General features: G+C 37.7%; 24 protein-coding genes. 18 read left to right on the top strand and 6 right to left on the bottom strand.

What is annotated here, in order from left to right; all coding sequences use genetic code 11:
* The first annotated feature begins 82 nt into the window (after positions 1 to 82).
* From E4F24_RS04540 to E4F24_RS04495, 10 genes are all read left to right on the top strand, one after another.
* On the top strand, positions 83 to 1,453 hold the full coding sequence (locus E4F24_RS04540) for a dipeptidase (RefSeq protein ID WP_140937481.1): 1,371 nt from the start codon (positions 83 to 85) through the stop codon (positions 1,451 to 1,453).
* A gap of 225 nt (positions 1,454 to 1,678) precedes the next feature.
* Complete coding sequence (locus E4F24_RS04535; RefSeq protein ID WP_140937480.1) at positions 1,679 to 2,422, top strand: lysophospholipid acyltransferase family protein; 744 nt, start codon at positions 1,679 to 1,681, stop codon at positions 2,420 to 2,422.
* 146 nt (positions 2,423 to 2,568) lie between these two features.
* The gene (locus tag E4F24_RS04530; RefSeq protein WP_017258669.1) at positions 2,569 to 2,790 is read left to right on the top strand and encodes a DUF2795 domain-containing protein; all 222 of its coding nucleotides are present in this window, start codon (positions 2,569 to 2,571) and stop codon (positions 2,788 to 2,790) included.
* 261 nt (positions 2,791 to 3,051) lie between these two features.
* Positions 3,052 to 3,504 (top strand): hypothetical protein, encoded by a 453-nt coding sequence (locus tag E4F24_RS04525; protein ID WP_140937479.1) that lies wholly within the window; start codon positions 3,052 to 3,054, stop codon positions 3,502 to 3,504.
* A 320-nt stretch (positions 3,505 to 3,824) separates the two neighbouring features.
* Positions 3,825 to 4,814: an anthranilate phosphoribosyltransferase gene (gene trpD / locus E4F24_RS04520; protein ID WP_140937478.1), complete on the top strand. Its 990-nt coding sequence runs from the start codon at positions 3,825 to 3,827 to the stop codon at positions 4,812 to 4,814.
* Positions 4,807 to 5,436: a phosphoribosylanthranilate isomerase gene (locus E4F24_RS04515; RefSeq protein ID WP_140937477.1), complete on the top strand. Its 630-nt coding sequence runs from the start codon at positions 4,807 to 4,809 to the stop codon at positions 5,434 to 5,436. The genes trpD and E4F24_RS04515 overlap by 8 nt, the downstream gene beginning before the upstream one ends.
* Positions 5,429 to 6,613 carry a tryptophan synthase subunit beta gene (trpB, locus tag E4F24_RS04510; RefSeq protein WP_140937476.1) on the top strand — a complete coding sequence of 395 codons (1,185 nt, stop codon included), beginning with the start codon at positions 5,429 to 5,431 and terminating at the stop codon, positions 6,611 to 6,613. The genes E4F24_RS04515 and trpB overlap by 8 nt, the downstream gene beginning before the upstream one ends.
* A 17-nt stretch (positions 6,614 to 6,630) precedes the next feature.
* Entirely contained in the window at positions 6,631 to 7,386 is a 756-nt protein-coding gene (trpA, locus tag E4F24_RS04505) for a tryptophan synthase subunit alpha (RefSeq protein WP_140937475.1), read from the top strand.
* Positions 7,387 to 7,743: 357 nt separating this feature from the next.
* Entirely contained in the window at positions 7,744 to 8,067 is a 324-nt protein-coding gene (locus tag E4F24_RS04500; protein WP_140937474.1) for a hypothetical protein, read from the top strand.
* A 72-nt stretch (positions 8,068 to 8,139) separates the two neighbouring features.
* Entirely contained in the window at positions 8,140 to 10,758 is a 2,619-nt protein-coding gene (locus tag E4F24_RS04495) for a carboxypeptidase-like regulatory domain-containing protein (protein ID WP_140937473.1), read from the top strand.
* A 26-nt stretch (positions 10,759 to 10,784) separates the two neighbouring features.
* Here E4F24_RS04495 and E4F24_RS04490 read toward each other — a convergent pair whose 3' ends face one another.
* From E4F24_RS04490 to E4F24_RS13730, 4 genes are all read right to left on the bottom strand, one after another.
* Positions 10,785 to 11,351, bottom strand: a complete 567-nt coding sequence (locus tag E4F24_RS04490) for a Maf family nucleotide pyrophosphatase (RefSeq protein WP_235891146.1) — start codon at positions 11,349 to 11,351, stop codon at positions 10,785 to 10,787.
* 27 nt (positions 11,352 to 11,378) lie between these two features.
* A complete protein-coding gene (locus tag E4F24_RS04485) occupies positions 11,379 to 11,897 on the bottom strand; it encodes a KdsC family phosphatase (RefSeq protein WP_140937471.1) in 519 nt (172 codons plus the stop codon).
* A 386-nt stretch (positions 11,898 to 12,283) separates the two neighbouring features.
* A complete protein-coding gene (gene floA / locus E4F24_RS04480) occupies positions 12,284 to 13,264 on the bottom strand; it encodes a flotillin-like protein FloA (RefSeq protein WP_140937470.1) in 981 nt (326 codons plus the stop codon).
* Between the two features lie 102 nt (positions 13,265 to 13,366).
* The gene (locus E4F24_RS13730; protein ID WP_216629126.1) at positions 13,367 to 13,516 is read right to left on the bottom strand and encodes a hypothetical protein; all 150 of its coding nucleotides are present in this window, start codon (positions 13,514 to 13,516) and stop codon (positions 13,367 to 13,369) included.
* A gap of 471 nt (positions 13,517 to 13,987) precedes the next feature.
* On the opposite strand from E4F24_RS13730, the gene E4F24_RS04475 reads away from it, so the two are divergent.
* The 7 genes from E4F24_RS04475 (at position 13,988) to E4F24_RS04445 (ending at position 23,001) form a co-directional block, all read left to right on the top strand.
* Positions 13,988 to 17,395, top strand: coding sequence for a response regulator (locus E4F24_RS04475; RefSeq protein WP_140937469.1), 3,408 nt, complete (start codon positions 13,988 to 13,990; stop codon positions 17,393 to 17,395).
* Entirely contained in the window at positions 17,383 to 18,216 is an 834-nt protein-coding gene (locus E4F24_RS04470) for a CheR family methyltransferase (protein WP_140937468.1), read from the top strand. The genes E4F24_RS04475 and E4F24_RS04470 overlap by 13 nt, the downstream gene beginning before the upstream one ends.
* A complete protein-coding gene (locus E4F24_RS04465; RefSeq protein ID WP_140937467.1) occupies positions 18,216 to 18,782 on the top strand; it encodes a chemotaxis protein CheB in 567 nt (188 codons plus the stop codon). Before E4F24_RS04470 ends, E4F24_RS04465 begins: the two co-directional genes overlap by 1 nt.
* A gap of 6 nt (positions 18,783 to 18,788) precedes the next feature.
* Positions 18,789 to 20,411: a response regulator gene (locus tag E4F24_RS04460; RefSeq protein ID WP_140937466.1), complete on the top strand. Its 1,623-nt coding sequence runs from the start codon at positions 18,789 to 18,791 to the stop codon at positions 20,409 to 20,411.
* 65 nt (positions 20,412 to 20,476) lie between these two features.
* Complete coding sequence (locus E4F24_RS04455) at positions 20,477 to 21,007, top strand: plastocyanin/azurin family copper-binding protein (protein ID WP_140937465.1); 531 nt, start codon at positions 20,477 to 20,479, stop codon at positions 21,005 to 21,007.
* A 97-nt stretch (positions 21,008 to 21,104) separates the two neighbouring features.
* Entirely contained in the window at positions 21,105 to 22,511 is a 1,407-nt protein-coding gene (gene lpdA / locus E4F24_RS04450) for a dihydrolipoyl dehydrogenase (RefSeq protein ID WP_140937464.1), read from the top strand.
* Positions 22,512 to 22,587: 76 nt separating this feature from the next.
* Complete coding sequence (locus E4F24_RS04445) at positions 22,588 to 23,001, top strand: acyl-CoA thioesterase (protein WP_140937463.1); 414 nt, start codon at positions 22,588 to 22,590, stop codon at positions 22,999 to 23,001.
* Here the strand turns inward: E4F24_RS04445 and E4F24_RS04440 are convergent.
* Positions 22,998 to 23,294, bottom strand: coding sequence for a DUF3817 domain-containing protein (locus tag E4F24_RS04440; RefSeq protein WP_140937462.1), 297 nt, complete (start codon positions 23,292 to 23,294; stop codon positions 22,998 to 23,000). The genes E4F24_RS04445 and E4F24_RS04440 overlap by 4 nt on opposite strands.
* Positions 23,295 to 23,532: 238 nt before the next feature.
* Here E4F24_RS04440 and lpdA (E4F24_RS04435) point away from each other — a divergent pair, with 238 nt between their 5' ends.
* Positions 23,533 to 24,921 (top strand): dihydrolipoyl dehydrogenase, encoded by a 1,389-nt coding sequence (lpdA, locus tag E4F24_RS04435; RefSeq protein WP_140937461.1) that lies wholly within the window; start codon positions 23,533 to 23,535, stop codon positions 24,919 to 24,921.
* A 53-nt stretch (positions 24,922 to 24,974) separates the two neighbouring features.
* On the opposite strand, the gene E4F24_RS04430 is transcribed toward lpdA (E4F24_RS04435), so the two are convergent.
* Positions 24,975 to 25,985: a LacI family DNA-binding transcriptional regulator gene (locus E4F24_RS04430; RefSeq protein WP_140937460.1), complete on the bottom strand. Its 1,011-nt coding sequence runs from the start codon at positions 25,983 to 25,985 to the stop codon at positions 24,975 to 24,977.
* Positions 25,986 to 26,010 lie beyond the last annotated feature (25 nt).

Here is a 26,010-nt window from a genome sequence, read left to right as displayed (position 1 = left end):
ATATAATTTGTAGATCAAATGCAAAAAATGTTACATCTACTTTCCTAATTTATTTCTTTACCTTTGTAAAAACCCGTTTATAATGCAAAATATCAAAGATTATGTGGAAGCGAATAAACAGCGCTTCCTAAACGAACTATTTGAATTATTGCGTTTTCCTTCAGTAAGTGCTGATCCACAGTACAAGGAAGGCGTATTAAATACCGCTGAATTCGTAGCCCAAAAACTGAAAGAAGCCGGAGCTGATAAAGTGGAAATTTGCCCTACAGCAGGCTATCCCATTGTATATGGTGAAAAAGTTTTCGACCCATCCTTACCTACAGTGCTGGTGTATGGCCACTACGATGTACAGCCTGCAGATCCAATAGAACTGTGGGACACCCCTCCTTTCGAACCAACTATTCGTGATGGTAAAATCTATGCACGTGGTGCAGCAGACGATAAAGGTCAGTTTTACATGCATGTAAAGGCATTTGAATACATGATAAAAAACAACCAACTGTCCTGTAATATCAAATTCATGATTGAAGGAGAAGAAGAAGTTGGCTCCGCAAACCTAGGTTCTTTTGTAAAAGAAAATAAAGAACGTTTGAAAGCAGATGTCATTGTTATATCGGACACCTCTATGATCAGTCTCGAAAATCCTTCTTTAGAAACGGGTTTACGCGGCCTTTCTTACGTAGAGGTGGAAGTAACAGGGCCTAACCGCGACCTACACTCGGGCGTATATGGTGGCGCTGTAGCAAATCCTGCAACAATTTTGGCTAAACTTATCGCATCTTTACATGACGAAAATAATCATATTGCCATCCCAGGATTTTATGATGATGTTTTGGAATTGACCCCCGAAGAACGAAAGGCATTGAATGAAGCTCCTTTTGATATTGAAGAATACAAATCGGATTTGGGTATCACTAATATTTGGGGGGAGAAAGATTTCACAACAATCGAACGAACCGGTATCCGTCCTACCCTTGAAGTGAACGGTATATGGGGCGGTTATATTGGAGAAGGTGCAAAAACAGTATTACCTTCCAAAGCATTTGCTAAGATTTCGATGCGGTTGGTCCCGAATCAAAATTCCGAAAAAATCACCAAACTTTTCAAAGATCATTTTGAAGGAATAGCTCCAGATTATATAAAAGTTAAAGTAACACCGCATCATGGGGGTGAGCCTGTAGTGACACCTACAGACAGTATTGCTTACCAAGCGGCTGAAAAAGCATTAACTGAAACATTCAACAAAAAACCAATACCAACTCGTGGTGGTGGATCTATCCCTATTGTAGCACTATTTGAAAAAGAATTGGGGCTCAAAACCGTGTTACTGGGTTTTGGATTGGACAGTGATAATTTACATTCTCCCAATGAAAAATATGGTATTGAAAATTACCTAAAGGGAATCGAAACCATTCCTTTATTCCACAAGTATTATGCGGAATTAAGCAAGTAAAGTAAGCGGCTGTCTAAAGCATACTGAAGCTTTTATCTTGTCATCGTAAGGCTTGCCGAAGTATCTAAATACTTGTAAACCGGACATAGTGAGTTCATGAATGAATAATCTGTGTAGTTTTTAGATTCTTCCTAGCGCCAGGATAACATAATGAACGTTTTTCAATACTTTTAGACGGCCTCTTATTGTTTTACAAGGGTTCCAACATTTTTTTATCTTTGCACTATGGTAAAACTATTGAGAAAAACGCACACTATCCTATATTACGGTGCCCTGCTATTTTTCTTTGTACTTGCCTACCCTTTCTTACGTTACGTTACTTTACGTCCTTCCAAATACTACAATCAAATTGTATTCATGCGCAAATGGATCAGCTTACTAGCCTGTTGGCTTGTCGGTATTCGATTTAAAGTAACCTTTGAAACAACAATCGACTGGACGAAACCATATATTATTTGTCCCAACCATACTTCCATATTAGATATCACAGCTATTAACTACGTTTGCAAGCAGCCGTTTTCTTTTATGGGAAAAATAGAATTACTCAAAAATCCGGTTACCGGAATATTCTTTAAGAGCATTGATATTCCCGTAGATCGCAAAAGTAACATATCTGCCTTCCGGTCATTTAAACGAGCACAGCAGCTGGTACAAGAAGGAAAAACCGTTGTCATTTTCCCAGAAGGAAAAATTGATGAGGAATACCCTCCTCAGCTCCATGAATTTAAATCTGGCTCATTTCGCATTGCCGTCGAAAATCAAGTTCAGATTATTCCTGTGGTTATACAAGATGCCTGGAAGATCCTATGGGATGATGGATTAAAAAAAGGATCACGCCCCGGCTCCATTCACATTACTGTTTTAGCACCTATAGATATACAAAATTTATCTATAGAGGCAAGCAATCATCTACAAACAAGCGTATATCATAAAATGAAATCATATTGGAACATATATAACGATCATTAAAACGTCACAAATAGCAAAAAATAAAATTTTATACATCTGTATATCAAAAAATTAGACACAAACCATCACACTTTTGCGAAAAAAAGTTGATATAGTCAAATTAAATACTATTTTTGCGAAAAAGATAAAACTCAAATTGTAAGACTATGTATTGGACACTAGAATTAGCATCGCATTTGGAAGATGCGCCATGGCCTGCAACAAAAGATGAATTAATCGATTATGGAATTCGTTCTGGCGCTCCTGTAGAAGTAATAGAGAATCTCCAAGCTTTGGAAGATGACGGTGAACCCTACGAGAATATTGAGGAAATTTGGCCAGATTATCCTACCAAGGATGATTTCTTTTTCAATGAAGACGAGTATTAATCCATCATAAAAATCGCACTATTGCTAGTGCGATTTTTATTTTTTACTGCCCAGCTTCTAAAATATCTTTACCAAACTTCGGTTAGGGTTGAAATATTTCACCGTCATCAGAACGTATTCCGCCAAACACGCAAGATTGCGCCAAATAGACATCAAAAATTACAAGAAAATAGGATGTCCAACTTTTAAGACTAATCCTTTTCTTCCAAAAGATGTCTTACCTTTAGACCGAGCTTGCTAGCTCACGAAGTAATTAAAAATATGAGAATTCTACTGATATCGATTTTCACGGTGTTATCTCCTTTTACTTTTGCACAAAATCAAGATTCAACACGTCAGAAAGACATCCAGCTAATAAAGAATTTTATTGCAGATCTCGGTAATGAAAATATTGCAGTAGATGTTATTTTAAGCCAATATATAAAAGTAGATCGCCCCTCAAATGAAACGTACGATTATTTAGAAGTAAGCTTAGAAGAAGTGCGTATAAATGTGCTATACAAACAAATTGCTGATATTACCTGCATTCCGTATGCCAATATGCCACGCAAAGAGGTACGAGATATCGATCTAGAGGAATTGGATATGAATAGGATGTATTTCTTACAATATAAAAAAAGACAAGTACTTGCAGTCTATATTGAAAACGACAAAATCGCTTCGTTTACGTTAGTATCTAAAGGAAATAACTTAGCCCATTTTGCAACGTATTAAATTTAATTTTATTAAAATATATTTTGCTTTTTTAAAAAAATTACAAGATATTTGTAGTAATAATGAAGAATATGAAATATTCATATTTCTTTTCAAAGAAAACATACATGAAATCAATCGTATCATATATGGCGTGGTGGTGGCATAACAGTTAATGTTATGGCAGACACCTATTGCATAAATTGATACATATCAAAAAATAGCGGGCTTGCCTTTTCGGGTGAGCCTTTTTTTGTTTTTGATTATTGTGATAAAATCGAGCGTTCACCATTCAACGGAGCTCGCTCATTGAAAACAATAAATACATCAATAAAAAAAAGATGAAAAAAATATTAGCACATTTATTTGAATATAAGTCTTTCTCAAGAAAAGAAGCTTATGATATCTTGACAAAGATAGCTACCGGCAAATACGACCCTCATCAAATAGCAGCCTTTATGACGACATACGGTATGAGAAGTATTCGGGTAGAAGAATTGGGGGGATTTAGGGATGCCATGTACGACCTATGTCTGAAACTCGATTTCGACGGATATGACTTAATTGATATGTGTGGAACCGGAGGCGATGGAAAAAACACCTTCAACATTTCAACATTAGCTTCATTTGTTGTTGCAGGAGCAGGTTATCACGTTGCCAAACACGGCAATGTCGGTGTGTCATCGGGCTGCGGATCTTCCAATGTAATGGAATATCTTGGCTACACGTTTACAAATGACAGCGACATTCTTAGTAAGCAATTGGATGAGGCTAATATCTGCTTCCTCCATGCTCCATTGTTTCATCCGGCGATGAAAACCGTAGCTCCTATCCGCAGAGCATTGGGCGTAAAGACTTTTTTTAACATGCTGGGTCCGCTGACCAATCCAGCGAATCCTAAGTTTCAGTCTGTTGGTGTATTTAGTCTGGAACTAGCGAGACTGTATGGCTATCTCTATCAAAATTCGGAAAAACAATACAGTATTATTCACGCGTTAGACGGATACGATGAAATTTCGTTAACGGGCGACTTCAAAATCATCAGTAATACCGGCGAAAACTACTACGAAGTGAGTGAACTTGGGCTGGAGACTTTAAAGGCAGAGGATCTGACCGGAGGTGATACTATAGAAGAAGCAGCGACAATTTTCCACAAGATCATCACTGGAGAAGGCACTCATCAGCAGAACAATGTGGTATTGACAAATGCGGCTTTTGCAATCAAGACGTTTGACCCAAAAAAATCATTTGGAGACTGCTATTATGAAGCGGAAGCATCTCTATTGGGTAAGCGAGCCTTATATAGTTTTAAAACGCTAACGAATGGCTAATCCAAATCTAAAAATTAAAGTATGTGGGATGCGGGATCCCAAGAACATTATTGATGTGGCATCCCTAAATATTGACTATATGGGATTTATATTTTACCCGCAGTCTAGACGTTTTGTAGATCATATTACGTCTGAATCATCAACCACGAAGTTAAAACGTACCGGTGTATTCGTAAACGACCATATAACGCATATAAAAACCAAAACAGCGGAATTTTCCTTACATGCCATACAGCTACATGGGAATGAAGATGTGGATTTCTGTAGACAGATTGCCCAACCGGGCATTCAACTCATCAAAGCATTTGGAATTGATGATGATTTCGATTGGAAAAGTATCGAGCCCTTTCTCGACAATGTAGATTTGTTTTTATTTGACACGAAAAGCACAGAATATGGTGGAACCGGACGAAGCTTCAATTGGCAAAAACTGACAGATTATCCTTATGACAAACCTTATTTTTTGAGTGGCGGATTATCCCTTGACAATATTCAGGAAGCCGGAAATTTTGAAGATGATAGATTATTTGGTCTGGATTTGAATTCTAAATTTGAAATAGAACCGGGATTAAAAAATATAAGTACATTAACGCAAGCATTGAAACTATTAAGAGATGAGTAAATATCAAGTGAATGACAAAGGATACTATGGCCCGTTCGGAGGAGCATATATCCCCGAGATGTTATATCCAAATGTTGAAGAATTACAGAACCGTTACCTTCAGATTATGGAAGAACCTTCTTTTAAAGAAGAGTTTGAACACCTGCTAACTGATTACGTTGGTCGTCCTTCTCCACTCTACCATGCACAACGATTGTCTAAAAAGTATAATGCAAAGATCTTCTTAAAACGGGAAGACTTAAATCATACAGGAGCTCATAAAATAAACAATACCATTGGTCAGATCCTACTTGCCGAACGTCTGGGTAAAAAAAGAATCATCGCCGAAACCGGAGCTGGCCAACATGGCGTTGCTACAGCTACCGTATGTGCATTAAAAGGTCTGGAATGCGTAGTGTACATGGGAGAAATTGATATTCAACGACAAGCTCCAAACGTTGCCCGTATGAAAATGATGGGAGCTACTGTAGTGGCGGCTCAATCGGGCAGTAAAACGCTTAAAGATGCTACAAACGAGGCGTTAAGAGATTGGATCAACAATCCCGTAGATACACATTACATTATCGGATCTGTTGTAGGCCCACATCCATATCCTGATTTAGTAGCTCGCTTTCAATCTATTATATCAGAAGAAACGAAAATACAATTGTTAAAAAAAACGGGCAAATCTACTCCTGACATAGTGATGGCCTGTGTAGGAGGGGGGTCTAATGCCGCGGGGATGTTTTATCACTTTTTAGATGATGAGCATGTCAAACTTATAGCTGTAGAAGCAGCCGGCCACGGGATACACTCGGGCGAATCTGCAGCCACTACCGCCTTAGGCAAAGAGGGGGTATTGCATGGCAGTCGTTCGATATTAATGCAGACAACGGATGGACAGGTGGTAGAGCCCTACTCTATTTCGGCCGGACTTGATTACCCCGGGATAGGCCCGCAACATGCTTGGTTGTTTAAAAGCGGCCGAGGAGAATATGTAAGTGCTACGGACGATGAAGCTATGCAGGCCGGCTTGGAACTCACAAAATTAGAAGGAATTATTCCGGCAATAGAAAGTTCTCACGCACTCGCTCATCTCAAAAAAATGAATTTCAAGGGGGACGAAACGGTAGTTATATGTTTATCTGGCCGTGGTGATAAGGATTTAGATAATTATATGAAGTACTTTAATTTATAACAAACTTACTTTTTAAAATGCAAATCAACAAAAACTCAAACGGCTTACTATCCATATATTTTACGGCCGGTTATCCCACCTTGGATAGTACTATAGAAATCGCTAAAGCACTGGAGCAATCAGGGGTAGATTTTTTAGAAATCGGCTTCCCTTATTCCGATCCGGTTGCGGATGGCCCAACTATACAACATAGCTCAGAGGTGGCTCTAAAAAATGGGATGACGTTAAAACTGCTTTTTGATCAATTAAAAGATTTACGAAAGCATGTCAGCATTCCGGTTTACTTAATGGGATACTTCAATCCTGTCCTGCAATTTGGTGTAGAGAACTTTTGCAAAGCGTGCAAAGAAGTGGGGGTAAACGGAACCATCTTACCCGATCTTCCAATGTATGAATACGAAGAACTTTATAAAGCTATTTTCGAAGAAAATGGAATAAGTAATATCTTTTTAGTGACGCCTCAGACTTCAGAAGAGCGTATCCGCAAAATAGACAGCCTAACGACCAACTTTATCTACTTACTATCCTCTAATGCAACTACAGGACAACAGCTTGAGGTTAAAAATCAATCGGAGGAATATTTTAACAGAATAAAAGAGATGAATCTTGTTAATCCATTTGTAATAGGTTTCGGAATCTCCAATAAAGAAACTTTTGAAAAAGCAACAACCTACGCAAACGGCGCCATTGTCGGTACAGCGTTTGTCAAAATACTCGCTCAGGAAAACCCGTTAAAACATATTCCCGACTTCATTAACAGTTTAAAAAAATAAAAAGTGCCTCCTGGATTTTACAACATCGTATTAACTTACTTTTGAAATAACTTTAACATAAAATTTGATCAGTAAACAGGCCAAAATAATCAAACCTGTTATACTCGCATAAACTCCAAGTGCCGTGCTGAGAATACTTTCCATCTTCATTTAGGTATTATATATTATATTGAAGTCTAATTTAGTGAAGTTATTTCAATGTATCAAATTTTTTACTTTTTTATTCGTCTTAATCCGTGTACCTTTGTGAGGATGAGACAGTTTTTGGCGCTTACATTATTCATATTATATTCCTTCACATCCAGTGGAGCGACTATATACCTGCATCAATGTAGCGGTACTACCATAATAAGCCTTATGGAAGGTACAAACACACATGAAAATTGCCCCATGTGTTCGAAAGATCACGATCATACCGCTAAAAAAAAGAACAATTGTCAAGAAAGTCATTCGTGTAAAGACATACAAGTAAAATTGGATCAATTGTCTGACAAATTGTTTTCGAAGGACTATGCTGAAAGTTTCTTCGGATTTGGCCCTGCCATAATCACATTATACTGGATGCAGCCTAATCTCTTTATTGATTTCGCGGTTAACAGTAAATATGTATTCAAAGAAAGAGTAGCTTATCCCCACTCATCCCCACCAACCTACCTCCTCAATCGTAATTTCAGGATTTAGTATTCTAATTCTATCACTCGACCGTTTAGTTAACTAAACGAAATAGAATTTTATACTAAAAAAGTAATTACAATGAATTTTATATTAAGATTATCATTATTAATACTGATCCTATCAATAGGACACAAAAGCTTTGCGCAATCAGACAGTACAGCCCATTTTGAAGTGGCCGGGAACTGCGGAATGTGTAAAAACCGAATAGAAAAAGCTGCAAATATCAAAGGTGTAGAAAGCGCAATCTGGGATATTAAAACAGGTGAATTGACTGTAAAATACAATTCACAACAAACTAAATTGAATCAGATACAGCTGGCTATAGCAACCGTTGGGCATGACACCCCCTTACATAAAGCCCCAAACGAAGTTTACAAGAAGCTTCATGAGTGCTGTCATTACAACAGGCTAGGTGCGGAAGAACGAGGACATAGCCACGCCCCCTCACATGATAATCATCAGCATGATCAGGAAACCAAATCTCAGAAAGATGACAACCATCATGATCATGACCATGAAATTACAGGTGTTGTTGTAAAAGAAAATGCGAAGGGAGATTTAAGTCCGATTATAGGCGTAAATGTCAAATGGCTAGAAAAAAATAATGCTAGTACGGTAACGAATGAAAACGGGGTCTTTAAGATCCGACACGAAGAAGGTTTAAAAAACCTCATATTCTCTTTTGCTGGTATGGAACCGGACACCGTCGAAGTAAAAGATCTACACGAGGTATTAGTTATCCATGCCCAAGACAATGTGTTATCGGAAGTAGTCGTATCTCGTCGACGCAAGTCGGCTTACATCAAGTCGATGGAACCTAATCGTGTAGAAGTACTGACCACACGAGAACTGTTCAAAGCAGCTTGTTGTGATTTAAGTGAAAGTTTCGAGACAAATGTTTCGGTAGATGTAGTGAGTAATGATGCCGTAACAGGTAGCAAACAGATCCAAATGTTGGGTTTAAGTGGCATCTACACGCAACTAACGGTTGAAAATCTTCCCGGACCGCGCGGCTTTGCTACTCCCTTAGGATTAAATAGTATCGCTGGTACATGGATTGAATCCATCGAAATAAGTAAAGGGATCGGTTCTGTGGTAAATGGATTTGAAAATATGGCCGGACAAATCAACGTTGAACTTAAAAAACCACACACTTCAGAGAGACTATTCTTCAATACCTACGCCAATAATATGGGACGTACGGATGTCAATTTAAACCTGTCACATAAGATAAATGAAGACTGGTCCGTTGGCTTACTGCTCCATGATAACTTTATGTACAATAAAAACATGAATTTCAGTGACAATGGATTTCGTGATGCCCCGGTAGGCAACCTGTTTTCTGGTGTAAATAGATGGCACTATGAAAATGGAAAAGGTCTAATTGCCCAATTTGGGGTTAAATTCTTAAAAGACGATAGAACAGGTGGTGAAATCGATTTCAATAAAGCAACAGATAAATTAACCACCAACCGCTATGGATTGGGATTTGACAACCAACGAATTGAAGGATTTGCAAAAATAGGTTATGTTTTTCCGCAGAATAGATTACGTAGTATAGGATTACAATTGTCAGCTTCCAACTACAAACAGGACAGTTATTTCGGTCTAAACACCTACCTAAGTGAGCAAAACAGCGGATATGCAAACTTAATCTACCATGATGTAATAGGCACCGTAAATCACAAATATAAAGTAGGTACATCCCTAATATATGATGATTATGCCGAAGACGTAAATAATTATAACTTTGACCGGAAAGAGGTCGTATCCGGAATATTTGCGGAATATACATTCAGCCCATCTGAAAAATTCGATGCTGTATTAGGCATTAGACAGGATTACAATAATATATATGGTGGATTTACGACGCCTCGTGCAGTATTGCGGTATGCTCCGGTTACTGGTACTACAATACGTTTGAGTTCAGGAAGAGGTCAACGTACGGCCAATATATTTGCAGAAAACATAAGTATTCTCGCTTCAAGCCGCGCGATCAACTATGCAGCCTTAAACAACGGAGAGCTTGCGTACAATCTGAAACCAGAAGTATCGTGGAACACCGGATTTACATTTGATCAGGATTTCCAGTTGTTTGGTAGAGAATCCGGAATATCAGTCGAATTGTTCCACAATAATTTCCAGAATCAAGTCATTATAGACTATGAAAATCCCAGAGCAATCTCATTCTATAATCTGGACGGAAAGTCTTTTTCAAACAGCCTGCAAGCAGAGTTCAGGTTTATGCCGGCACAACATTTTGAGGCAAGACTTGCTTATAGATTACTCGATGTACAAACAGATTATGAAATAGGGCGTTTGCAAAAACCACTAACTGCCAAACATAGAGGCTTTATGAACCTGGCATATAATACACATAGCGGGTGGAGCTTTGATTATACATTAAATGTAGTGGGGCAAAAGAGATTACCTTCTACTGTAGCGAATCCACAGGAATATCAGTTGTCTACTTTTTCTGAAGCTTACGTAACAATGAATGCACAAATCAGTAAAACATTAGGTAAAGCTAAAAATTTCGACATGTATGTGGGTGGTGAAAATCTATCGAATTACTATCAGAAAAATCCAATACTAGCTTTTGAAGATCCTTTCGGAAACCATTTCGACACCAACTTACTTTGGGGACCATTGACAGGAAGAATGTTCTATGCCGGAATACGCTATCACATAAAATAGAAAGATGGAGCTCACGCTCCATCTTTCTATTTTAATATTTCTTTCAACTCCTGAAACAACCGAGCGGTAGGTAGCCCAACAACATTTTCATAAGAACCTTCTATTTTAGTGACAGCAGTACGGCCTATCCATTCCTGAATACCATACGCTCCTGCTTTATCATACGGCTGGTACAAATGAACATAATACTGTATTTCGTCATCGCTCAATGCTGCAAACCACACTTTCGTTTCCTCGGTAAAATAATGCTGTCGCCCCCGATACTGCATAACTACGGCTGTATGAACGACATGCTGTTGCCCGGACAACTGACGTAATACATGAACAGCTTCAGCTTCATCTTTAGGTTTACCTATAGGGTTTCCTTCCATATCTATCACTAGGGTATCGGCAGTAATAACCAATGCGTCAAAAAAATGCTCTTCCGAAAAAGCAGCACTCTTTTTACGTGCTATTTCCAGCGCAATATGCTGCGTCTGAATATCGGCATCAAAACGTTCATCAATCTCTCTCACGATTACTTCGAATGAAATATCCAACGCAGATAATAATTCACTGCGGCGTGGTGATTGAGACCCCAAGACAACCTTCACACCTTTTATTTTATCAAGCACCATGTGTCAAACACTTTTTACGGAAAAATCCGCATTCCATTTGTTCTGTAATTTCATAACTTTCTCCACAACATCCCGAACAACTCCTTTCCCACCTTCCCTTGAAGAAATATAATGACTTATCGCCTTGATCTCTTCTACAGCATCCTGGGGAGCTGCTGCAATCCCCACAGATTGCATACATGCTAAATCAGGCATGTCGTCACCGATAAAGAGAACCTCTTCTTTGTTAAGTTGATATTTCTTTAAGATAGCATCCATGACGGCAAGCTTATCTGAAATCCCAATATGTATTTCTTTCACTCCCAGTCCTTCAAATCTTCTTAATACCCCTTCCGACTTCCCTCCTGTTATAATACATATCAGAATTTCCTTCTTAATAGCCAGCTGAATCGCATACCCATCTTTCACGTTGAAAGTCCGTAGTTGCTCACCAGCTTCATTTACAAAAATTGATCCATCTGTAAGTACGCCATCCACATCCAAAAAGATGGCTTTCACATATTTTAAACGTTCTAATATCATATCTGATTTCAAACTTAGACAATTTTATCGATCTCCCCTCCTTGAAAACTTTTTATGAGGGAAAATATAGCTTTTAATACCCGTCTGAAAATAGGGCTTTATTCATTTAAGCCATCTTTTTATTTCAAAAACCCAAGTGATTCATTCAATTGTCACAATGTAGTTGTAATAACAACTTTCCTTGTCGGAATGTTTGATAAATGAAAAATCTTGCCGTAAGTTTGCATTAACAATTCCCGATAAGTGGGATTGTTAATGAGATTGTCTTTTCATAATTTAGGTTTATAATTGGTTAGTAGCAAACCCTGACGCCCATCGTCAGGGTTTTGTTTGTATCAAAAAAAGCCAGCTGATCGCAATCAATTGGCTTTTGTAAAACACTAAATCTATTTACTTTTATCGTTTCCTTTAGGATTAGAAATTGAAGAGCGCATATCTGTATCGGCCTGAATATTTTGCATCTTGTAGTAATCCATTATACCTAGATTCCCGCTTCTGAACGCTTCAGCGATAGCTAATGGAATTTGCGACTCGGCCTCAATGACCTTCGCTTTTGCTTCTTGAGCTTTGGCACGCATTTCTTGCTCATTGGCAACAGCCATTGCCCGTCGCTCTTCTGCTCTGGCATTCGCAACTTTTAGATCAGCTTCGGCTTGATCCGTTTGTAATTTAGCACCCACATTTTCACCAATATCGATGTCTGCAATATCAATAGATAAGATTTCAAAAGCAGTTCCCGAATCTAACCCTTTAGCGAGTACGGTTTTTGATATTCTATCTGGGTTTTCTAATACCTGCTTATGGCTTTCTGCGGAACCGATCGTTGTAACAATACCTTCACCCACACGTGCCAAAATAGTTTCTTCACCAGCTCCACCAACCAGTTGGTTAATATTAGCACGTACCGTGACGCGAGCCTTAGCAATTAATTGAATACCATCCTTTGCTACGGCAGCCACAGGAGGCGTATTTATTACTTGAGGATTTACAGAAAGCTGTACTGCATCAAACACATCGCGCCCGGCTAAATCAATAGCAGTAGCCAACTTGAAATTGAGTGGAATATTTGCTTTATCCGCTGAAATCAATGCCCTGATAACTTTATTTACATTTCCTCCTGCCAAATAATGTGTTTCTATCTCATTCGTTGTGATCCGTAATCCCGCTTTTGTAGAGGTAATCATTGCGTTCGTAACTAATGCCGGAGAGACTTTACGCAGACGCATCAAAACCAAATTCAAAAGGCTAATACGCACATTCGAAAGCTGAGCCGTAAACCATAGGTTTACAGGTAGCAGATAAAACAAAAGAAAGAAGGCTATTATCCCCCCTACAATGGTCAATATTAATGTTATTTCTGAATTCATTTTTTTATAGTTATATGTTATAAGGTTAACTTTCTCCCTAAAGATATTAAAATTAGACGAATTTAACATGCTTTGCCTTTATTTCTTCAAAAGAATTACTTTCTATAACCAACTTTCAAAAAAGTACACTATTATATTTCCGATACCAACTTCAATCTTCAATGGCAGCGAAAAACCGAATTTGTCCATCTCAAGGGGGCAAGCAAATCCACTGACAATACCCCAATAACCACGCAGCACGAGTTCATTCATCACATGAATAATTTGTTTTTTTACGTATGTTGTTGTATTTGAAGTTCGAACTGGATCCTCCGAGATATTAGACACGACTACACGGTATATAAATGAATTTTTACATTGAATATTATTTATTTTCTATTTATTTTCAATGGCATGAATGAACTCCTGACATTCAGTTCGTGAATGCAAAGCATTTTATCTAAGTTTGTATAAAAAGTTATCTAACATAATTTACGGTAAAAAACAATATATATTATAAATTATCCAACGAGGATATAATCGAAGAATTTACATCTATCCCAAACAATTTATCAGAACATTAAATCAAGTTTAGACAGAATGGAAACGTAAACAAAAAGTTCGTTTCGACACATAAATTACCAGGCCACTATGTCTGACACAAACATTGCTGGTAAACAAAGATATAATGAACAGATTTTTGTGAAACAGGATGTACATTTATTTAAAGCGATTAAATAAATTATGACTCAAAGAAACACACTACAATTACAGCTCTTAATAAGCATAGGACTTGCGTATATCGTAATTATATTCTCTGCTATATATTTTTTCAATAAGTTGAATAAATTCACAAATGAAAACGAGTTAATAATAAAGCTAGCGGAGGAACGTTTTACGACATCTACAGCTATTGAATCCAACCTTTATCATATTATTCAATATAAAGCTCATTATACTACTAACAACTTACAACCAGATGTACTACAGGTAAGAGAAGATAAAGATGCAGCGTTAAATGGTCTTATCAAATTAGAAACAGGCAGCAACTATTTCCACTCCATTGGACAGGCACAACATAAACTCAGAGAAGTCGTTGAACGAATTGCTGATTTAGCCTATTTTGAGCAACGGTTAAAAAACAAAGATCGTAATGCAGTAGCCCTACAGCTAGTTACTGAACAAGAAGAAACAAAAAATGCACTTAATGACTATACGCGTTTTGTTATCGGAGAGCGTACAGAAGCTTTACTAAAAAACAAAGAAAGATTCGACGAGTCGAAAAAAATAGTCCTTGCCTTAATCTGTATATCACTAATAGTTATTCTTTATACATTTTTTAAAGTATTCCAGCTGCTCGAATATTTACGGACATCCCGTAAGGATCTTAAAGAAATCAACAATCAGTTTGTGGTCGCAAGCGAAAAAATTGAGAACACGAATTGGGTACTGGAAACAAATAATAGGCTTATTGAGGAGATAAGCGGCATCAATGATGAGGATAAAATAAGTAAAATAACATTAGATATCTTAAACGAAGTAACTCCTCTTTATGGAGCTACGATATATATCCGAAAGATTGATTCGTACGAATTCCGTTTAAGTAATAGTAGCGGTGTAGACAAGAACCTCTGTCCGAAAGAGTTTATTAGCGGTGAAGGCCTATTGGGTAAGGTTGTAGAGGATAACGTGATCAAAACACTTTCGATCAAAGATATCGATCATTTAAATATAAAAAGTAGCATCGCGCATGATATTCCTGCAACAGTATTTATTTGTCCGCTAACCCACGAAGGACACAGCCTTGGTCTTCTAGAAATTGTTCTAAACATTGAAGAAAATCAATCATCCAAATATGTTGATTTTCTTATCAGAATATCAAGAAATATCGCTACACGGATAAAATTCGGCCAAAGTTATCACCTCGTAGAACAACTACTTGAGGAGACTCAACGACAAACGGAAGAATTAGAAGCACAGCAAGAAGAGCTCCGTATCACGAACGAAGAATTAGTATATAAGACGAATTTATTGGAGTCTTCAGAAGAAGAGCTACGCGTACAGCAAGAGGAACTAACACAAACCAACCAAGAGCTAAATGAGAAGGCTTCCGAACTTGAAAAACGGAATAAAGACCTGAATATTGCGCAAGTAACCGTTGAACAGAAAATAGCAGAGGTAGAACTTGCGAGCAAATATAAATCTGAATTCATGGCGAATATGAGTCATGAACTTCGCACACCGTTAAATAGTATTCTGATCTTAGCAAAACTTCTGCGCGACAACAAAGGTAAAAATCTAACCGGAGACCAAGTGAAATATGCGAATGTCATTCACAGTGCAGGGAGCGATTTATTACAACTTATCAACGAGTTGTTAGATTTAGCAAAAATAGAATCCGGCAATATAGAATTGCATATTGAAACCATCAGTACCAAAGAGTTTAAGGACAATATCAAAGAGCTGTTTAAAGAATTGGCAGAAGATAAACAGATTGTATTTAGTATCTCTTCTTCCGATAATGTTCCTGATAAATTCTCATCTGACGAATACAGATTAGAGCAAGTGCTAAAAAATTTCTTATCAAACGCCTTTAAATTTACCGACAAAAACGGAAAGGTTGATTTCAACATTTCTTATTTGGACAACAACCTGCATTTTAAAGTATCTGACACAGGAAAAGGCATTTCTAAAGAGAAACAAGAGTTAATTTTCGAAGCGTTTAAACAAGAAGACGGATCGACCAGCAGGAAATATGGTGGAACCGGACTTGGCCTTTCCATAAGCAGGGAAATCGCTTCCATTTTAGGGGGGAAGATAACGCTGGAAAGTGATCTTGGAAAAGGAAGTACATTTACACTTATCATTCCAAATAGAACACCACAAGCATTATCCAGCCCAGCTGTTAAGAAATCTCCCGAACAAATTGCGGTGAAAGAGGCGAACACCATAGTACATTCAAAAAATAAAAATAGAAGTATATTGATCATTGAGGACGATATAAACTTTGCCGATATTCTTAAAGTTTTCGCTGAAAACTATAACTTCAAAGTTACGCTGGCACACGATGGATCAATGGGTATCAAGTTGGCACAGGAGATTATACCAGATGCTATTATCCTAGACGTGATGCTTCCTATTTCAGATGGGTGGGAAGTACTTCGCGTACTGAAAGAAAATGCAGACACCAAACACATCCCGATTCACATGATGTCTGCAGCTTCATTTAACAAAAAAGATTTTCTGGAAAAAGGTGCGATAGGTTTCATGCACAAGCCCGTAAATGAAGAAGCTATCCAAAAAACATTTGATAATATTAACTTAAATTTAAGCCAATCGGTAAAAAAGATCTTGCTAATTGAAGATCAAGAATTACAAAGTGATTTTATAAAAAACTCATTCGCAGAGCATGGCATAAACGTGATTCAGGCATTTTCTCTGAATTCTGCTTGGGAAAAACTGAATCAAGAATCAAATATAGATTGCATTATTCTCGACATGCAACTTCCAGACGGTACCGGGATAGAGCTTTTAGAACGGATAAAAGACTCTCAATCACTTGAAAACATCCCAATTATTATCAATACCGCATTTGAGTTACCTAAAGATCAGGCCGAAAAAATACTATCTTATGCAAAAGCAACTGTATTAAAATCGGCTAAATCGAGCGATAGGCTAATTGATGAAGTGAATTTATTTTTGAACAAAATCAACAATGAACACTACCAGCCTGTCAAGAATACGCATAAAATAGGCCCTACGATCCAAACGAATAATTTAGCAGGCAAGAGAGTATTGATTGCCGATGATGACATGCGGAATGTATTTGCACTAACCACGACATTGCAAAGCCTTGACATGGAAATCGAGATTGCAAATAATGGCAAGGAGGCAGTACAACTGATGAAAAACCTCGGTGATCAGATTGACATTGTATTGATGGATATCATGATGCCGGAAATGGATGGCCATGAAGCGATTCGAATTATTCGTGAAGAACTAAAATTAAAAAAACTTCCTATTCTTGCCGTAACTGCGAAAGCGATGAAGGGCGACAGGGAAATGTCATTGCAGATCGGGGCCAATGACTATATCAGCAAACCTATCGATATCGACAAATTAACGTCATTAATGCAAGTATGGCTAAGTTAAAAGAACCCGTTCATATCACATTCGAAGAGTTGGACGAGATAGTCTATTTACTTAAAAATGTGGCAGACTATGATCTATCCGGTTACGCTAAATCATCCTTAAAAAGAAGGGTGCAACGTCTTATGGGCATAGAAAGTATGGATCTGGTGGACCTGAAAAATGCAATTCTGAATGTAGAAGGCTTTTTTGGCTATTTTATTCAAGAGATTACAGTTAACGTAACTGAAATGTTTCGTGATCCGTTCTTCTATCAAGAGCTAAACAACGTTGTTTTTCCTTACTTACAAACTTATCCACAATTGCGTATTTGGAGCGCTGGATGCGCTACCGGCGAGGAAGCTTATTCGTTATCTATACTATTGCATGAAGAAGATTTATTGAACCGCTCCTTTATCTACGGAACCGATATCAGTCAACAAACCATTAATACTGCAAAAAAAGGAGTTTATACTATGGAAAAAATAAAATCGTACACAGAGAACTATAACCGTATCGGATTGAACAGTAAATTCTCTGATCATTATACCGCAATGTATGATGCCGCTATCATCAACAATGAATATCGGAACCGCGTTTTATTTTCTAATCACAATTTAGTATCCGACAATGTATTTAACGAATTTCAACTGATCTGTTGTCGCAATGTGCTTATTTATTTTGACAAAGAATTACAACGGCGTGTACTGAAGCTATTCTATGAATCGCTAAGTTTATTCGGATTTTTATGTCTGGGCACTAAAGAGTCGCTTTATCAACAGGAAATCAATGCAAATTTTAAAGTCATTAACAAAAGTTTAAACATTTATCAAAAAATAAAATAATGACGGCAGCTGAAAATATAATTTTGATAGGAGGCTCAGCTGGCTCATACAGCTTGATCATAAATCTATTGGAAAGTATTCCCGTCAAAATCTCTTCAGCAGTAACTGTAGTCATTCATCGGAATGCTAAATATCCAACTCAGATTGAAAAAAGTCTTTCTTTGAAACTCAAAAGAGCTGTTCTCCCGGCAGAAGATAAGGTAACAATAGAAAATAATAATATTTATTTTGCACCTCCGGGCTACCATCTACTTGTAGAACCCGACCATACGTTTTCTTTAGACATCTCTGATCCAGTCAACTTTTCACGACCTTCTATTGATGTCCTTTTTGAAAGTGCAGCGGAAGTATATACGGATCGATGTACAGCTGTGTTGCTCTCTGGAGCAAATAACGATGGAGCATATGGTATCAAAAGAGTAGAGCATTTTGGTGGAACTTCAATAATACAGGATCCACTTGATGCACTTATGGATACGATGCCGAGCAGTGCTATCACGACATCATCAAAAGCAAAAGTGCTCAACAACAAAGAAATAATTAACTATTTTTGTTCTATTAAGTAAATTACTATGAGTACCATCAATCTTCTCATTCTGGATGATAAAGAGGAAAATATCATAAGCCTATCGGCTCTGCTTTCAGATATTGGAGACGTCAACATCATCAGTTCGACAGATCCGAATGAAGCCTTAAAAATCTGTTGGATGAAAGATATATCTATTGCCTTAGTCGATGTACAGATGCCCGAAATAAATGGGTTCGAATTTGTTTCGTTACTGAAGTCTAATTCAAGAACGAGCCATATCATGGCGATCATGGTTACAGCAATATCGAAAGAAGACAAGTATCTCATTCGCGGTCTTGAGAGTGGAGCGGTCGACTACCTATATAAACCTCTTAATCCGGAGATTACTATCGCAAAGGTAACCTCCTTTATAAAACAGATTCATATCCAAGAAGAAATCATCCAAAAGAATATAGAGTTAGAACAATCCAAAAAAGCATTAATTCAGGCCAATAAGGATGCAGAACAAGCCCGCCGATCAAAGGAATTTTTTTTAGCTAATATGAGTCATGAGATTCGCACGCCCATAAATGGCATCATGGGTATTGTCCACATGCTCAAAAGTTCGAATTTGACCCCAGAACAAATAGACTGGATAAAACGTTTAGATAATGCCTCTAATTCTTTGCTTTTGATTATCAATGATATCTTAGACATTTCAAAAATAGATTCGGGCATGATGAAAATCGAATTTGAAGATTTTGACTTAAAAGCCCTGATCTTAGAAGTTGATAAAATCTTTAAGCTTAAGACAACCAACAAAAATTTGGATTTTGAAGTTATTCTGGATGAAACATTGCCACAATATATTAGGTTCGACTCCTTACGACTTCAACAGATTATCGGCAATTTCATCTCAAACAGCTTGAAGTTTACCGAAAAAGGGAAGATATCATTAATAGTAACAAATGTAGAAAATATTGGCGATCAATATACCATTAGTTTTGTAGTAAGAGATACAGGTATTGGCATTAAGCCAGAAGCAGTTGAAAAGATATTTCAAGCTTTTGAACAAGGTGACGATGGCATAACCAAAAAATTTGGCGGAACAGGATTGGGCTTAGCTATTGTAAAAAGACTCTCCGAATTACTAGGAGGACATGTCAGTGCAAAAAGTACATACGGTCAAGGATCCGAATTCTCGTTTGTGACGACTATTCAAAAAGTAGAAAAGAGTACCCATGAAAAAGAAAAGGTTCGATTGCAATATACGCAACTTCCCAAATTAAATAAGCTTAACGTATTGGTAGCAGAAGATAATGAACTCAATAGCTTCATGCTGTCTCATATGCTTCAAACATGGAGCTGCAACGTAAAAGTGGTAAAAAATGGAATGTTGGCACTAGAGGAATTTGAAAATAACACCTATGATTTGATTTTAATGGATACACACATGCCGATTATGTCGGGATTTGAGGCGATCAAAGAAATCCGCAATCACCATGACCCGGATAAACAAAATATTCCTATTATCACGATCTCAGCATCAGTACTCGAACATGAGCAACAAGCCGCTTTCGAAGTCGGTGCTGATAACGTAATTGGCAAGCCCTTCAACCCTCTAGATCTGTACAATAAGATTACACAAACCTGCTCATTGAAAGATGAAAACAATATTACTTTTTAGGTGAGTAAAGGCATCAATTCAATAAAATTTTTAGTAAATTAGTCGCTGATTTAACAAAAAAATATATGAAAAAATTTTTTATTATTCCAGCCGTTGTATTTGCAATTTCACTATCTTCATGTGGAAGTGGTAATGACACAAAATCTACTGCTGAAAATACAGTAACAGAAGAATCTACAGATGCAGTAACCGAAACAGTACCTGGTATTGAAAATGTTAATTTGTCTAATACATGGACGGTAGAAGGCAATGATCAAATGAAATTTGACACTGAATTAATCCGTGTAAAAGCGGGTGAACCAGTAGAAATAACATTAAAAAATGTAGGCACTATGCCGAAAGAAGCCATGGGACATAATTTTGTTGTGCTAAGAGCCGGTGTAGATTTACCTACTTTTGGAGCGGAGGCTACGGGTGCTGCAGATTCAGAATACATTCCCAAATCTTCACTTTCTTCGATCGTGGCACACACTAAATTATTAGGCCCGGGTGAAGAAGATAAGATTACATTCACTGTCGAAAAAGGGGTTTACGATTTTATTTGTAGTTTCCCTGGTCATTATGGTGTAATGAAAGGTAAAATCGTAGCTGAATAAGCTTTCCAAAACGATTTTGTAAAAAAAGGCACAGCATTGTGCCTTTTTTTGTCTTCAATTATTAGTAACTTAGCAGCAAAAAATAAAATTCGCACACATGCAATACGATGTTATAGTAATTGGTAGTGGTCCAGGTGGTTACGTAGCCGCTATCCGATGTGCCCAGTTAGGCCTTAAAACAGCAGTTATCGAAAAATACAGTACCTTCGGCGGCACTTGTCTTAATGTAGGATGCATCCCGTCAAAGGCACTTTTAGACACTTCAGAACATTATCATAATGCCGCTCACAATTTCGCAGATCATGGAATCAACGTGAGTAATTTGAAAATTGATATTAAAAAGATGATAGCGCGTAAAAACAATGTCATTGCTCAAAATACAGCCGGAATCAGCTTCTTATTTAAGAAAAATAAAATTGATTCTTTTGAAGGTATCGGTTCTTTTGTAGACAAAAACACCATCAAAATCACTAAAAATGATGGTAAAACAGAAGAAATAAAAGGAAAAAATGTAATTATTGCAACGGGTTCAAAACCTACGGCATTACCATTCTTACCTATTGACAAAAAACGCATCATTACATCGACGGAAGCTTTAAACCTCAATGAAGTTCCTAAACACCTTATCGTAATCGGTGGAGGAGTAATCGGATTGGAATTAGGATCGGTATATGCACGTTTGGGTGCTAAAGTTTCTGTTATAGAATACGCAAAATCAATTATTAGCACCATGGACGGCGGACTTGGAAAAGAATTACAACGCGTCTTGAAAAAATCACTGGGCATGGAATTCTTCTTAGGTCACAAAGTAACAGGTGCATCTGTGAAAGGCAAGAATGTAACTGTTACGGCAGAAGATTCCAAAGGAGCAAGCGTGTCTTTTGAAGGTGATTATTGTATCGTTTCAGTAGGCCGAGTCGCCTATACTAAAGACCTAGGCTTAGAAAATATTGGTATTACTCCGGAAGAGAGAAGCAATAAAATCCCGGTAAACGACCATTTAGAAACTACCGTAGCAGGGGTTTATGCAATTGGAGATGTCGTAAAAGGTGCCATGCTAGCACATAAAGCAGAAGATGAAGGAACTTATGTAGCCGAACATATTGTTGGTCAAAAACCACATATCGATTACAACTTAATTCCCGGAGTAGTTTACACCTGGCCAGAAGTAGCTTCTGTAGGTCAAACAGAAGAACAACTGAAAGAGGCAGGTAAAAAATATAAAGCCGGTTCATTTTCATTTAAAGCATCCGGCAGGGCGAAAGCATCCGGAGACACGGATGGATTTGTTAAGGTATTGGCTGATGCAGAAACAGACGAAGTTCTGGGAGTTCATATCATAGGACCTAGAGCCGCAGACATGATTGCCGAAGCGGTAGTTGCCATGGAATACCGTGCATCTGCAGAAGATATTGGACGTATCTGTCATGCGCATCCAACCTATACGGAAGCATTAAAAGAAGCAGCCTTAGCCGCTACTGCAAACCGAGCAATTCATGCTTAAGTAAAAGACCAAAGATTAAGGAACAAGGACAGTCTTTAATCTTTGGTCCTTAATCTAATATCTAAATATTTAAAACATGAATTTTCACACACGAAAATGGGTAAAACCAGAAGACCTTAACCCGAATGGCACCTTATTTGGAGGAACATTATTAAGATGGATCGACGAAGAGGCAGTTATTTATGCCATCGTCCAATTGAGCAACCCGCATGTCGTGACCAAATACATTTCCGAAATAAACTTTGTCAGCTCAGCCAAACAAGGGGATATTATCGAACTAGGTATTGTAGCCACTCATTTCGGCACGACATCCATCACATTGGCTTGTGAAGTACGAAACAAAATTACAAGGAAAACAATTCTTTCCATTGACAAATTAGTCTTCGTCAATCTCAATGAGAACGGCATCCCTGCTCCACATGGCAAAACCGAAATTACCTATGCCTATATGAGTATAGATACCTTACCGAATAAGGACAACAAGGATTAATTACTCTTTTTACCTTCTATAACTTTTTTTAGATCTTTTTCAACCCAAAAAGAGACAATAGGTATCAGAGATACAGCAAAATAGATTAGCACTTTGGAGAGTTTCCAGTGATACATTTGCCAACATGCCAATAGCAAGATAACAAAAATAACAACTAGAAATCCATGAATGGATCCCGCAATACGAACCGCTTCGGGTACATCCGCAAAATACTTTAACGGCATCGCCACAAAAAATAATATAACAGTAGAAATTGCCTCCCAGAGCGCGATTTGTCGAAATATTCTTAGCATACGAATAAGGTGTTTTCGGCAACAAACTTAGCTATATTATTCATATCCCACAGATTATTCACCATTATTGACCACCCGGTGACAAACCTATACGATATCCTTTTCTAATTTATTTTCCTTATAAAAAAGCAATTTACCGTAATATGATACTGTCAAAATCACACGTTCAAATTACGTGCTACCAAAAAAAAAATGTATTTTTGAATTTTATTGTAAAAGACACAAAATCATTAATTATATGAACTACGACATCATCGTCATCGGAAGTGGTCCTGGAGGTTATGTAGCTGCTATCCGATCTGCTCAATTAGGTTTTAAGACTGCTGTTGTGGAGCGCGAAGCTTTAGGAGGTATTTGCTTAAATTGGGGATGTATTCCAACTAAAGCATTATTAAAAAGTGCTCAGGTATTTGAATATTTAAATCATGCTGAAGAATACGGTATCAAAGTACAAGGTGGAGAAGCTGACTTTGGTGCTATCGTAAAGCGAAGCCGTGGTGTTGCAGACGGGATGAGCAAAGGTATTCAATTCTTAATGAAAAAGAATAAGATCGATGTGATCATGGGTACTGCCAAAATCAAAAAAGGTGGTAAAATAGCTGTAAAAGGTGCAGACGGTTCGACAAAAGAGTACACGGCAAAACATACCATTCTTGCTACCGGTGCTCGCTCTAGAGAATTACCTAACCTTCCTCAAGATGGAAAAAAAATCATCGGATACCGCCAAGCGATGAACTTACCAACACAACCCAAATCGATGGTTGTCGTAGGATCTGGAGCAATTGGTGTTGAATTTGCTTATTTTTACAATACAATAGGAACTAAGGTTACGATTGTAGAATTCATGGATCGTATTGTTCCTGTTGAAGATGAAGAAGTATCAAAACAACTCGAAAAATCCCTCAAAAAAGCAGGTATTGAAATTCTAACGAAATCGGAAGTTCAATCTGTTGACACAAAAGGAGATCTTTCTAAAGTTAATATTAAAACAGCAAAAGGTAACGAAGTAATCGAGGCTGAAGTGGTCTTATCTGCTGTTGGTATTTCTCCAAATATTGAGAATTTAGGACTTGAAGAAGTCGGCGTAAAAGTTGATAAGGGCCGCGTAGTTGTAGACGACTTTTACAAAACAAACATTGATGGTGTATATGCTATTGGCGATATTGTAAAAGGTCAGGCTTTGGCCCATGTAGCATCAGCGGAAGCAATTACCTGTGTAGAAAAAATTAAAGGTCTTCATGTAGAGGCTATCAATTATAATAATATACCGGGCTGTACATATTGTTCTCCTGAAATTGCATCGGTAGGCTATACAGAAAAAGCCGCCCGTGAAGCTGGATACGAGATCAAAGTGGGTAAATTTCCATTTTCCGCTTCAGGAAAAGCTTCAGCAGCTGGTGCAAAAGATGGTTTCGTAAAGGTTATTTTTGATGCGAAATACGGCGAATTTTTAGGAGCTCACTTAATCGGAGCTAATGTAACTGAAATGATCGCTGAAGTAGTTGTAGCCCGAAAATTGGAGACGACTGGCCATGAGATCATCAAATCGGTACATCCTCACCCTACAATGAGCGAAGCTATCATGGAAGCAGCTGCAGATGCATACGGTGAAGTAATTCACTTGTAAAAGCTTACTGCTAGCTAAAATAAAAGGCGCGGTTTTTATAAAAACCGCGCCTTTTATTTTAGCACCAATTTAGAAGGGAAAACGGTATTTTCCGGTTCAAGTTCTTCTTTCGAAGTCAGGATATCAAAAAGAATTTCCGCAGCCTTACCACCTTGTTTATCCGGATATTGTTCAATGCTTCCTATTGGGGGATTTTCAATATATTTCCACAATGGATAATTTGCGTAGCTAATAAAATGCATATCTTGACTTAATACAATCCCCCTGTGACGTGCATACTTCATCACATCTAATGTCACAAAATCATTAAAAGACACCACCGCCGAAGGTCGTTCGGACAACGAACATAATTGCTCCATCGCATCCTCATTTCCTTTTTCCGTTAAATCCGTATGAACAATATATTTTTCGTCTATCACGATATCAAACCTTTTAAGCGCACTTTTGAACGCTTCTGTCCGCTCACTAGAAGCAAGCAACGTATCCGGCCCATTAATTAGTGCTATGCGCCGATGCCCCCTAGAGACAAAAGCCTCTATCGCTTCCTCCATACCGGAAGATAAATCGCTATAAACCTTGTCCACATTATCCAACTCCGGCACACAGTCAAAAAATACGATTGGAATGTCTGCAGCTCTTAACATCTCAATAAAGCTTAAGTCTGTCGTATTTTTACCCATGGACATCAATATTCCATCTACACGATGTTTCTTAAACGAATTGATAATTTGAAGTTCCCGCGCTTCATTATCTAAGGATTGTCCCAAAAGTACCGTATACTTATGTTCTTCGGCAACAGTCTCTATAGCGCTAATTGCTAGTGAAAAGAAAGGTTCGGACAACGTCGGCAAGATAACCCCAATTGTAAATGTCTTACGCTGCTTAAAAAATATGGCCGTCTGATTGGGTTCATAATTTAACTCTACAGCCATTTCCTTAACACGCATGGTCGTCACAAGCCCAATACTTGGATGATCGTTGAGTGCACGAGAGACTGTAGAAGGTGAAATTTTAAGCTTTCTCGCTATTTCCTTTATCGTCGCTGGCTTATTTGGCTTTGTCATCAAAGGTTACTTTAAGTTAATATCT

Source organism: Sphingobacterium lumbrici (genome assembly GCF_006476045.1).
Classification (GTDB): domain Bacteria; phylum Bacteroidota; class Bacteroidia; order Sphingobacteriales; family Sphingobacteriaceae; genus Sphingobacterium; species Sphingobacterium lumbrici.
This window is presented reverse-complemented; position numbering and strand designations above follow the sequence as displayed.